11 protein-coding genes are annotated in these 11,431 nt (G+C 74.9%); 7 read left to right on the plus strand and 4 right to left on the minus strand.

The genetic code is table 11. From position 1 onward, the window contains the following. Nucleotides 1-99: 99 nt before the first annotated feature. Complete coding sequence (locus ACFQ6N_RS39235) at nt 100-1,275, minus strand: TetR/AcrR family transcriptional regulator (protein WP_380658937.1); 1,176 nt, start codon at nt 1,273-1,275, stop codon at nt 100-102. Between the two features lie 265 nt (nt 1,276-1,540). Here ACFQ6N_RS39235 and ACFQ6N_RS39240 point away from each other — a divergent pair, with 265 nt between their 5' ends. Next, on the plus strand, nt 1,541-2,698 hold the full coding sequence (locus ACFQ6N_RS39240) for an acyl-CoA dehydrogenase family protein (RefSeq protein ID WP_380658938.1): 1,158 nt from the start codon (nt 1,541-1,543) through the stop codon (nt 2,696-2,698). Between the two features lie 134 nt (nt 2,699-2,832). Here the strand turns inward: ACFQ6N_RS39240 and ACFQ6N_RS39245 are convergent, their stop codons facing one another. After that, entirely contained in the window at nt 2,833-3,099 is a 267-nt protein-coding gene (locus tag ACFQ6N_RS39245; RefSeq protein WP_380658939.1) for a hypothetical protein, read from the minus strand. A 161-nt stretch (nt 3,100-3,260) separates the two neighbouring features. On the opposite strand from ACFQ6N_RS39245, the gene ACFQ6N_RS39250 reads away from it, so the two are divergent. Further along, nucleotides 3,261-3,578: a cupin gene (locus ACFQ6N_RS39250; RefSeq protein ID WP_380658940.1), complete on the plus strand. Its 318-nt coding sequence runs from the start codon at nt 3,261-3,263 to the stop codon at nt 3,576-3,578. Nucleotides 3,579-3,673: 95 nt separating this feature from the next. On the opposite strand, the gene ACFQ6N_RS39255 is transcribed toward ACFQ6N_RS39250, so the two are convergent. Further along, the gene (locus tag ACFQ6N_RS39255; RefSeq protein WP_380658941.1) at nt 3,674-4,258 is read right to left on the minus strand and encodes a TetR/AcrR family transcriptional regulator; all 585 of its coding nucleotides are present in this window, start codon (nt 4,256-4,258) and stop codon (nt 3,674-3,676) included. A gap of 83 nt (nt 4,259-4,341) precedes the next feature. Here ACFQ6N_RS39255 and ACFQ6N_RS39260 point away from each other — a divergent pair, with 83 nt between their 5' ends. The 5 genes from ACFQ6N_RS39260 to ACFQ6N_RS39280 all read left to right on the plus strand — a co-directional run bounded on the left by ACFQ6N_RS39260 (nt 4,342) and on the right by ACFQ6N_RS39280 (nt 9,419). Continuing rightward, nucleotides 4,342-5,901, plus strand: a complete 1,560-nt coding sequence (locus tag ACFQ6N_RS39260; protein WP_380658942.1) for an MFS transporter — start codon at nt 4,342-4,344, stop codon at nt 5,899-5,901. Nucleotides 5,902-6,135: 234 nt separating this feature from the next. Continuing rightward, nucleotides 6,136-6,705: a methyltransferase family protein gene (locus ACFQ6N_RS39265; protein ID WP_380658943.1), complete on the plus strand. Its 570-nt coding sequence runs from the start codon at nt 6,136-6,138 to the stop codon at nt 6,703-6,705. Between the two features lie 244 nt (nt 6,706-6,949). After that, nucleotides 6,950-7,231, plus strand: coding sequence for a Sec-independent protein translocase subunit TatA (tatA, locus tag ACFQ6N_RS39270; RefSeq protein ID WP_380658944.1), 282 nt, complete (start codon nt 6,950-6,952; stop codon nt 7,229-7,231). 158 nt (nt 7,232-7,389) lie between these two features. After that, a complete protein-coding gene (locus ACFQ6N_RS39275) occupies nt 7,390-8,724 on the plus strand; it encodes a hypothetical protein (protein ID WP_380658945.1) in 1,335 nt (444 codons plus the stop codon). A 173-nt stretch (nt 8,725-8,897) separates the two neighbouring features. After that, entirely contained in the window at nt 8,898-9,419 is a 522-nt protein-coding gene (locus ACFQ6N_RS39280; RefSeq protein WP_380658946.1) for an ion channel, read from the plus strand. A 146-nt stretch (nt 9,420-9,565) separates the two neighbouring features. On the opposite strand, the gene ACFQ6N_RS39285 is transcribed toward ACFQ6N_RS39280, so the two are convergent. Continuing rightward, complete coding sequence (locus ACFQ6N_RS39285) at nt 9,566-11,191, minus strand: protein kinase (protein ID WP_380658947.1); 1,626 nt, start codon at nt 11,189-11,191, stop codon at nt 9,566-9,568. Between the last annotated feature and the right edge of the window lie 240 nt (nt 11,192-11,431).

Consider the following 11,431-nt stretch of genomic DNA (forward strand, 5'->3'; position numbering starts at 1 on the left):
GATCAAGGACCTCACCAGCACCGTCCATTGATCACAACCAAATACGCGCCCTAGGCCCTCCGACCGCACCCTCCGCGCACCCCCGGCCCGGCCGCTGTCTCAGGACAGCCCCAGCACGGCCCGGCCGAGCCGCAGCAGGCAGTCCCCCAGGTCCGGCCGGGCACTGTACGGACGGTTCCGCACACCGTCGTTGACCAGCGCGAACAGCGCGTGCACCCGGATCCGGGCGGACGCCGCGTCGTACTCCGGACGCACCTGCCGCAGCAGCCCGACCCAGGTGCGCAGGAAGTCCCGGCGGAAGTCCACCGCGACCCGGCGGTCCGGCGGGGCGAGCCGCTCCGTCTCGCTGAGCATCGCGCCCAGGTAGTCGCCGTTGCGCAGCGCGAAGCCGACGTACGCGCCCAACCCGGCCTCCAGCGCCGCCCCGGGGCCCCCGGCGGTCGCGATCGCGCCCTCCACCTCGTGCCACAGCCGCTCGCGGCTGCGCACCAGCGAGGCGGCGAGCAGATCGGCCTTGCTGTCGAAGTGCCGGTACACGCTGGGCCCGGAGATGCCGACGGCGGCGCCGAGTTGGTCGGTGCTGACGTTGTCGAAGCCGCGCTGGTGGAACAACCGGACGGCCGCCGCGAGCAGTTCCTCCCGGCGCGCCCGCGACCCGGGCTCCGGGGCCGGGCCGGCCGCGGGCCCGGCGGCCGTACCGTCCAGCGGCACCGCGAGGACGGCGGCGACCAGCTCGCGCAGCAGCGCCTCGGCCCGACGGGGCTGCGGCACGGTCGACTGGTAGGACAGACCGGCACAGGCCGAGAGCGCCGACCAGCAGAGCAACTCGGCATCCGGCAGCGGGAGTTCGGCCCGTTCGGCGCGTTCGGTGCGTTCGGCGCGTTCGGCGCGCAGTACGGCGGTCATCAGCGCGACGTCCGCGCGCAGTTCCCGGCGCAGCGCGGCCCGCCGGGCCGGCGGCAGCAGCCGGGCGTCGCGCTGCACCAGGGTGCCGAGCGGGCGGTGGCCGACCGCGACGGCGGCCAGCGCGGCGCCGACCCCGTCGACGGTGCGGGCCTCGCGCAGGCCGTCGGCGAGGGCGTCCAGGCCCGACCGGACGGCGCGGTCCAGCAGTTCGGGCTTGCCGCGGAAGTGCCGGTAGAGCGCGGGCGCGGTGATGCCCACCCCGGCGGCGACCTCGGTCATCGACACCTGGTGGTAGCCGCTGCGGTGGAAGCGGTCGGCGGCCACGGCCAGGATCTGGGCACGCCGCCCGGGCGGCCGTCGGACCACCATGGCGAGCCTCCCTCCCGTCCGGCCGAGCACCGGTTCCGGGCCCCGCGCCGCACCCGCGCCGCACCCGGCGGGCGTCGGCCGGGCGCCGAACGGGCGTCGACCGAAGAGGCTAGCAAGGATTCACTTCGCACCCTTGCCGGCCTTGGTTCCAGGGCCCCGGAACGCTGGACAGCCGAAGCTACCCCGGATTAACTTGTGAGGCCATCACCTGGCACGTTCCGCCCCGCCGGCAGCTCCGGCCGGCACCGTCGAAGGGAGCGCCGCCGTGCGCCGCACCGTGTTCAACGAGGACCACGAGGCCTTCCGGGAGACCATCCGGGACTTCATCGCCAACGAGGTCGTCCCGGTCTACGAGAGCTGGGAGGCCGAGGGCCACCCGCCGCGCGACTTCTACCGCCGGCTCGGCGCGCTCGGCGTCTACGGCATCGAGGTGCCGGAGGAGTACGGCGGCGCGGGCGAGAGCGGGTTCAAGTACCAGGCGGTGGTCGCCGAGGAGACCGCCCGGGCGGGCGTGAGCTTCGGCTCCTCCGGCGTCCACACCGGGCTGGTGCTGCCCTACCTGCTGGAGTACGCGAACGAGGAGCAGAAGCGGCGCTGGCTGCCCGGCTTCGTCTCCGGCGACATCATGACCGCGATCGCGATGACCGAGCCGAACGCCGGCTCCGACCTCGCGGGCATCTCCACCACCGCGCGGCTCTCCGAGGACGGCACCCACTACGTCCTCAACGGCGCCAAGACCTTCATCACCGGCGGCGTGCTGGCCGACCTCGTCCTGGTGGTGTGCCGCACCGCGCCGCACGACCCGGAGAACCGCCGGGCCGGCCTGTCCATCCTCTGCGTGGACACCGCCTCCGCGGGCTACACCGTCGGCCGCAAGCTGCAGAAGATCGGCCTGCGCACCTCGGACACCGCCGAGTTGGCCTTCAGCGACGTCAAGGTGCCGGTGGAGAACCTGCTCGGCGAGGAGGGCCGGGCCTTCTCCTACCTGACCCACAACCTGGTGCAGGAGCGCCTGGCGATCGCCGTCGGCGCGTACGCGGCCGCCGCGGCGGCGGTGCGGTTCGCGGTGCGGTACGTCAAGGACCGCAAGGTGTTCGGCAAGGCGGTGGCCGAGTTCCAGAACACCAAGTTCACCCTGGCGGACTGCGAGTCCCAGGTGGTGGCGCAGCAGTCGATGGTGGACCGCGCGCTGGAGCTGTACCAGGACGGCGAACTGACCGTGGCCGACGCGGCCGCGGTCAAGCTGTTCTGCACCGAGTCGGCCTCCACCGTGATCGACAAGTGCCTCCAGCTGCACGGCGGTTACGGCTACATCCTGGAGTACCCGATCGCCCGGCTCTACACCGACAACCGGGTGTTCCGGATCTACGGCGGCACCAGCGAGGTCATGCGCGGCATCATCGCCAAGTCGCTCGGGCTGTAGGGCCGTTCGGGGCCTTCCGCCGCTCCGGGGACGCCCGCCCGTTCCGGGACGTTCGCCGTTTCGAGGGCGTCCGCCCCGACGGGCGGGAACAGCCAGGCGGGAACAGCCGGACGGGAACAGCCGGGCGGGCGGCCTCAGTTGGGCGAGCCGTGCTCGGCGCGCCAGGCGTCCCAGCCCGCCGTGGACGCCACCCGCGCCTCGCGCAGGGCCCGCTGGGCGAACTCGGTCGGCGCGGTCTCCAGACCGCGCACCCAGCTGCGGCCGGCCGTGAACAGCGCCGCGCACACGACGGTCGCCCCGGCCGCGCTGAGCACGGCACCGATCGCGGTGAGCGCCACGCCGCCGGCCAGCAGCGAACGGTTGACCTGGAACCCGGTGAAGATCTTCTGGTTGGTCGCCATGCCTCCACGATGCGGGCAGTCGACGGGGCCTGCACCTCGGACCGCCCGCACGGCCCCCGCACCCATCGGCCGTCCGAACCGGACTCCCCCATCGCGGCGCTCCGGGTGCGGGACGCCGGGCGGTCCGCGACCCTGGGCACACGGAGTGAGGAGGCGGCGCGATGTGCGATCTCGAACAGCTCGCCGTGGAGCACGCCGCCCTGGCGGCCGAGAGCCCGCACGGGCGAAGCGCCCACCTGGTCCTGCACGACGGCGTCCTGCGGCAGACCGTGATCGCCCTGACCGCCGGGACGGCGCTGGACGAGCACAATCCGCCCACCGCCGGGAGCGTCCAGGTGCTGCGCGGCCGGGTCTCGCTGACCATCGCCGGCCGGCGGCTGGAGCTGGCGGCCGGGAAGCTGGAGCCCGTCCCGCAGGAGCGGCACGGGCTGCTGGCGCACGTCGACTCGGTGGTGCTGCTGACCGCCGTCACGGCCTGACCCCTCACGACCCGGCCGGCCTCACGGCCCGGCCGCCGTCACCGCCCGGCCGCCGTGCCACCGCCTGACCGCCGTACGCCCCGGCGGCGGCCCGCTCAGCCGGGGTTGAGCACGCTGTCGCTGACCAGCCGCAGTCCGCGCAGGAAGTCCTCCCCGCTCGGCGCGAGTTCGGGGGCGGCCAGCCACTGGGCGCAGTAGCCGGCCAGCAGGGTCTGGTAGAAGGCCCCGCGGGCGACCTCCTCCTCGGTGTCGGGCACCTCGGGCACCCCCTGGAAGACGGCGGCGAGCCCGAGCCGCCCCTCCTTCTGCGCCCCCGCGAAGGCCTGCGCCAGCTCCGGCGCGTGCCCGGCCTGGGCGAGCGCCTCGAACTGGGCCGCCCAGAGCCCGCGGTGCTCGACGAAGACGCCCCGGAGGCCGTCCCAGACGGCGGCGAAGCGCTTCTCCGGGTCGTCCGACACCTGGTTGGCGGCGACCACGACCGCGCCCAGGGCCTCCCCCATCTCGCCGATCGCCTCGATCATCGCCGCGTTGAGCAGCGCGTCCTTCGAGCCGAAGTGGTAGCCGATCGCGGCCAGGCTGACGCCGGAGGCGGTGGCGATGTCGCGCGCGGTGGTGCGCCCGTAGCCCTTCTCGTACAGGCAGCGCTTGGCACCGGTCATCAGGTCTTCGCGGTTTCCCATGCCCCGATCCTACGGAAGCACTGAACAAGTGTCTTGCACATCTGTACTAGACAAGCGTCTGACACATCCGTACTGTCCTCTCCATGACCGCAACCCCCGGCCGCGCAGGCCGTCGCGAATGGATCGGCCTGGCCGTCCTCCTGCTCCCGACCCTCGTCCTCACCATGGACATGGGAGTGCTCTTCTTCGCCGTCCCGTACATCTCCACCACGCTGGCGCCCAGCGGCACCCAGCAGCTGTGGATCATGGACATGTACTCGTTCCTGCTGGCCGGGCTGCTCATCACGATGGGCGCGCTGGGCGACCGGATCGGCCGACGCCGACTGCTGATGATCGGCGCCGCGGGCTTCACCGCCGCCTCGCTGCTGGCCGCCTGGTCGCACGACGCCGACCAGCTGATCGCCGCCCGCGCCCTGCTCGGCGCCGCCGGGGCCACCGTGATGCCCTCGACCCTCGCGCTGATCCGCACCATGTTCCACGACCCCCGGCAGCGCCAGATCGCCCTCGGCGCCTGGGGCGGCGTCCTCACCGCCGGGGCCACCCTCGGCCCGGTCGCCGGCGGCCTGCTGCTCGACCACCTCTGGTGGGGCTCGGTGTTCCTGCTCGCCGTCCCCGTGATGGCGCTGGTACTGCTGACCGCGCCCGTCCTGCTCCCCGAGTACCGCACCGGCGCCGCCGGCCGCTTCGACCTGCCCGGCGCCGCCCTCTCGCTCGGCGCGGTCCTGCCGCTCGTCTACGGCGTCAAGACCGTCGCCGTCGAGGGCTGGAGCCCGCTGCCCGCGGTCGCCGTCCCGACCGGCCTGCTGCTCGCCGCCGCGTTCGTGTGGCGCCAGCGCACCGCCGCGAACCCGCTGATCGACCTGAGCCTGTTCCGGATCCGCACCTTCAGCGGCGCGATCAGCGTCAACACGATCGCGATGTTCGCGATGATGGGCTTCTCCCTCTTCACCTCGCAGTACCTGCAGCTGGTCAAGGGCATGAGCCCGCTGACCGCCTCGCTCTGGTCACTGGTGCCGAGCGTCGGCGTCGGCGCGGCGGTCGGGATCAGCTCGGCGCTGGCCGGCCGGGTCCGCCCGGCGGTGCTGATGGGCGGCGGCTTCCTGGTCGCCGCGACGGGCTTCGCGGCGATGACCCGGGTCGGCCCGCACTCCCCGCTGGCACTCGTCCTCACCGCGGCGGGCGTGCTGGCCGCCGGAACCGTCGGCACCATGACGATGACCGCCGAGATGGTCGTCTCCGCCGCCCCGGTCGAGCAGGCCGGCGCCGCCTCCGCCGCCTCCGAGACCGCGGTCGAACTCGGCAGCTCGCTCGGCATCGCCCTGCTCGGCGCGGCCGGCGCGGCGGTCTACCGCCACCGACTGGACGGCGCCCTCCCGGCGGGCGTCGACGGCGAGGCCGCCCGGACCGCCCAGGACACCCTCGGCGGCGCGGTCGGCGTCGCCGCCCACCTGCCCGGCCGGCTCGGCGCCGACCTGCTGGAGACCGCCCGCACCGCCTTCACCGACGGCCTGCACCTCGCCGCCGTGGTCGGCCTCCTCTTCGCCCTCGGCGCCGCCGTCCTGGCCCACCGCCTGATGCGCCACCTCCCGGCCGCCACCCCGGCCCCGGCCCCCGCCCCCGCCCAGGAGGCCGCCACCGCCTGACCCGGCCCGACCCGATCCACGCGAGTCATCGAGAGCCCCCACCCGACCCCGGGCGGGGGCTCTCCGCCATCGACGCCCCGGCACAATCCGGCGGCGCCGGCAGGCCCCACGGCCCCGCGCCTGGGACGGGGTCCACCCGGGGGTGGAGGGTGGGGGGTCCACCCCCGGGTGCGTGTGTCGGCGGGGCCGCGGGGGGACCGTGGGGTGGTACCTCCGACCGTCGGGAGTCGCCTCATGTCCCTGACCGCCCTCCTCTCCCTGTTCGGCGTCCTCTGCTGGGCCGCCTACGAGCTGCTGCTGCGCCGGCGCCGGGACGCCGCCGCCGGCACCTGGCACGCCGACCGCCGCGACCGCGGTTCGACCCGGCTGCTGCTCGGCTGCTACCTGCTGTCGGTGGTGGCCGTGGTGGTGGCCGACCGCGCCTCGATCGGCACGCTGCCCGTCCCGGCGCGCTGGTGCGGGGTGGCGATGGTCACCGCCGGGCTGGTGCTGCGGGCCTGGGGCATGCGCACCCTGGGCGCGTACTACACCCGCACCCTGCGCACCGTGGACACCCAGCACGTCGTGCGCACCGGCCCGTACCGGCTGATCCGCCACCCCGGCTACGCCGGCAGCCTGCTGGTCTGGATCGGCTACGCCCTGGGCACCGGCAGCTGGGCCGCCGCCCTGGTGGTCGCGGCGCTGCTGTCCACCGCGTACGGCTGGCGGATCGCCGCCGAGGAGCGGCTGCTGCTGGAGTCGCTGGGGAGCGAGTACGCGCGGTACCGCCGGGTGTCGAAGCGGCTGGTGCCGTTCATCTACTGACCGCACCGTCAACGAACCGCGAAGGCGGGCCCCCTCGTCCGCGCCACGTCCGGCGCCGGGGCCCGCGACCGTCCGCGACCGCCCCGGGACCGTCCGCGGCCTCACGATCCGCTTGAGCGGCACCTGGTTTTTGGCCAGCGTTTCCCGGCCGGTGTATCCGTTCGCGGTGAGGGCCAGGCATACTGGCCGGAACGGGCCCTGGAGCCCGCCAAGACTCTAGACAAGAAGGGACCGGTGGCCAGGGATGCTGCGGAACGGTCTTGAGCCCTGGCACATCTTCGTGGTGCTGGCGGTCGTCATCCTGCTGTTCGGATCGAAGAAGCTGCCGGAGATGGCGCGCGGCCTCGGCAAGTCGATGCGCATCCTGAAGGCCGAGACGAAGGCCATGCGCGAGGACGAGCCCGCGGCGGACGCCGGCACCGCGCAGAGCACCGCCGCTCCCCAGCAGAGCGCGGACCGCCCGGCCGTCACGCCGACCAACGTGACCAAGGCCGCCGAGCCGAAGCGCCCCGAGACGACCGCCTGAGTCTCCCCGCTCTTCCGGAAAGCCCCTGGTGAACCCGCCGGGGGCTTTCCGCCGTCCGGGGACTGCTCCGTCGGGAGCCGCCCCCGGGCCCTCGACTGGCCGCCCGATCTGATCCGTTATCTCCTGGTGTGCACCCACCGGAGGAACGGAGTCGCGGCATGCCGACCGACGAGTCCCGCGGCGGACGGGCCGACGGTCCGGACGACGAACTGGCCGAACTGCGGGCCCGACTGGGCGCCGTCGAGGCCCAGGAGGCGCAGCTCGCCCGGCAGTTGGCGGCCCGCCCGGCGGACCGCGCGCCCCGGCACCGGGCCCGCACCCTCCTCGCCGTCCTGCTGATCCTGCTGGCCTGTGTGCTGACCCCGCTGGGCGCCGTCGCGCTCTGGGCGAAGTCGCAGATCGGCGACACCGACCGGTACGTCGCCACGATGGCCCCGCTGGCCAGGGACCCGGCGATCCAGGCCGCCGTCACCGACCGGGTGACCGACGAGATCGTGAAGCAGCTCCCCGTCGACTCCCTGCTCGACGGTGTCGCCCCGGACGACCGTCCGAAGCTCGGCGCCCTGCTCAACGGCATCGGCCAGGCCCTCACCAGCGGAATCACCGGCCTCGTCCACACCCAGGTCCAGCGGGTGGTGCAGAGCGACGCCTTCGCCTCCATCTGGACGGGCGTCAACCGGGACGCCCACGCCGCGATCGACCGGATGCTCACCGGCCAGGGCGGCGGCGCCGTGGAGATCAGGAACGACACCGTGGTACTCGACCTCGCCCCGCTGATCGCCCGGGTGAAGACCGCGCTGGTCGATGCCGGGCTCCCACTGGCTTCGAGGATCCCGGAGATCCACACCTCGTACACGCTGGTGCAGTCCGACGCCATCCCCAAGGTCCGCACCGGCCTGCGGGTGCTGGACCTGGCCGGCTTCTGGGTGCCCGTGCTCACCGGCGCCTGCGCGCTGGGCGGCGTCCTGGTCGCGGTCCGGCGGCGCCGGGCGGTGGTGGCGGCGGCGCTGGGCATGGCCGGCGGGGCGCTGCTGCTGGGCATCGGGCTGAGCGTGTTCCGGGCGGTCTACCTGGACAGGCTCCCGGCCGGGGTGGACCAGGCCGCCGCCCAGGCGGTGTACGACACGCTGGTGCGGTACCTGCACTCGGCCGTCCGGGTGATCGTCACCCTCGGCCTGCTGGTCGCGCTCGGCGCCTGGATCAGCGGCGGCGGGCGGTGGGCGGGCACCGTCCGCAGCGGCTGGCGCGCCGGGCTGGGGACGGTCCGGCGGGTGGCCGGGCGGGCCGGGCTGCGGCTCGGGCCGGTCGGGCGCTTCGTCCACCGCCGGAAGGCCGTGCTGGGCTGGGCGGCGGTCGCGGGCGCGGCCCTGGCCTTCGTGCTGTGGAGCTACCCGACGGTGCTGGTGACGCTCTGTCTGGCGCTCGGACTGGTCGCCGTCCTGGCGGTGCTGGAGCTGCTGGACGAACCGGGGCGGCCCGGACGGCCGGTCTGACCCGTCCGGGTCCGGGGTCGTCCGGGCCCGAATCCCGGTCCGCCCGGGCCCGGTTCGCCCGGGTCCGACTCGTCCGGGTCCGACTCGTTCGGGTGTGCGCCGCCGGGGCCCGGTTCGCCCGGACGGCGCAGGCGGGCGGGCGCCCGGGGGCCGGGCGGCCCAGGCTGAGCGGGATGTCCGAGAACTCGCCGCCGCCCGCCGACCTGAGGGCCTGGTGCTGGCTCCTGCTGGCGTTCACGCTGCTGATGACCGGGTACTTCACGCTGCCGCTGGAGTGGTTCGGCGACCGTCGGCCGTTCCTGAGCTGGTCGGCCTTCGTGGCGGCGCTGGCCGGGCTGACCTGGCTGATGCTGGCCAAGATCGTCGGGGTGCTGCGGGGGACGGCGCGGCGGCCGGTGGTCTGGCTGGTGTTCCTGATCGGGCTGGCGGCGACCATCTTCGCGGCGACCTACTTCGCGCTGGGCGCCCACAAGGCCGAGTTCGCCGGGCTGGAGACGCGGCTGGACGCGCTGTACTTCACGGTCGTGACGATGGCGACGGTGGGCTACGGGGACATCACGCCGGCCGGGCAGACGGCGCGGCTCGTGGTGGTGCTCCAGATCGGGTACAACTTCGTGTTCCTGGCGGCGGCGGCCGGGACGGCGTCCCGGGCGGTCCGCAGCAGCGTGGAGCGGCGGATCCGGCGGCCGGACTGATCCGGCCCGAGGCCGGGCCGCACGGGGACGGAGACGGGCACGAACCGCACGGACGGCGCGGGCCACAGGACTGTCCACAGCCTGTGGACAGTCCTGTGGCCGACGCGGGCGGTCGGGGCGCGGCGGGCCGGGCCGATCGGGGCGGGTCAGTCGTCCCAGTTGTCGGCGGCCGTGTGGAGCGTCGCGAACAGGGCCGAGAGCCGGGCGTTCCAGTTGGCGTAGGTGGGGGCGTCGATCGCGCGCTTCTTGCCCAGGTCCCTGATCGTCTTCTGGGCGCCCTTGAGCTCCTGCGCCGCGGTGTCCGGATCGCCCTCGTTGAGGCGGGCGGAAGCGGCGTCGAGGATCCTCAGCAGCTCCAGCTGGTGGTCCCGGTCCTTGCCGACCTGGGCCTGGGCCACGGCCTGCCGGAACGACTGGAGCTGCAACGCCGCCGGCTGGTTGCGCGGGACGACCTGGGTCGCCGCCGGGGACGCCGACGGGGTGGTCTGCGACGCCGAGGCGGCGGTGGGCGTCGGGGTAGGCGTCGGGGCCGGGGCACCGGGGGCGGTGGCCGCGGCGGACTTCGCGGCGGGCTTCGGGGCGGGGCTGCCCGCCGGCTCGTCGAAGGCGGTGAGGGCCAGGGCGGCGACACCGGCCAGGCCGGCCACGCCCAACGCGCCGAGCACCAGGGGCTTGCGGCGGCCGTTGCGGGCGGACGCCGGGGCGGGAGCGGAGGCCCGGGCGGGGACGAACCCCGGGGGCGCGGCCGGTACCGCGGCCATCACGGAGGTGGCGGCGGGGGGCTGGGGCGGCAGCAGGGTGGTGTGCTGCTGGTCGGGGTACGCCGGCTGGTGGCCCGGGTGCGCCGACTGGTGGCCGGGGTACGGCTGCCCCGGCCGCACCGGCGCGACGGGCGGGAGCAGCTGGGTGGCGGCGGCGGTCGCGAGCAGTTCGGCCGTCGGGTCGCCGACGACCAACCCCGGTACGGTGGCGAGCAGTTCGGCCCGGGCGGCGGCCGCGTCGGCCGGGCGACCGGCCGGATCCTTGGCGAGCAGGCGCAGCACCGCCGCGTCCACGGCGGGCGGCAGGCCCGGGCGCCGCACGGACGGCGGCAGGGGCTGCTCGCTGACGTGCTTGAAGGCGATCGCGACCGGCGTCTCGGCGGTGAACGGGGTCGCGCCGGTGAGCATCTCGGTCAGCACGCAGCCGACCGCGTACAGGTCGGTCCGCCCGTCCAGCGCCGAGGCGGTGGCCTGCTCGGGCGAGAGGTAGGCGGCGGTGCCGAGCACGCTCGCGGTCTGGGTCAGGTTGCTGGAGGAGCCGGCCCGGGCGATGCCGAAGTCGACGACCTTCACCCCGCCGTCGTCGGTGATCATGATGTTGCCGGGCTTGATGTCCCGGTGCACCAGCCCGGCCGCGTGGGCGACCGCCAGCGCCTCGCAGACCGCCGCCGCGATACCGACGGCGCGCTCCACCGGAAGGGTCGGCTGGTACGCCAGCAGGGCGGCCAGCGAACGGCCGCTGACCAGTTCCATGACGATGAACGGGGTGCCCTGGTCCACGCCGGAGTCGAAGACCATGACGATCCTCGGGTGCACCAGCATGGCGGCGTGCTGCGCCTCGCGGCTGAAGCGCTCGGCGAAGCGGGGGTCGTCGGCCAGGCCCCCGTTGAGGACCTTCACGGCCACCTGACGGCCCAGCACCCGGTCGACGCCGCGCCAGACGGTGGCCATGCCCCCGACGCCGAGTATCTCGACGAGTTCGTAACGCCCGTTCAGCGCCCGTCCGATCACCTGGAGCTCCCCTCACGTGCCCTGCCCGGGGTCCCGGACCGCCTCGTGCACCTGTGCACGATAGCCGTACGGCCGGGCGGCCCCGCCGGGGGCGGAGGTTGGCGGCCGGGGGACCGGGCAGCGGCCCCCCGGCCGCCGGCGCGAGGGTGCGGCCCGCCCTGACTGCGGGAGGGCGGGCCCCACGTTCCGGGCCCCCCCGGCCGGCGGCGCGCCCCGGGCGGCGCGGTGTCTTATAAACAA

This window comes from Kitasatospora sp. NPDC056446 (assembly GCF_042796115.1).
Lineage (GTDB): Bacteria > Actinomycetota > Actinomycetes > Streptomycetales > Streptomycetaceae > Kitasatospora.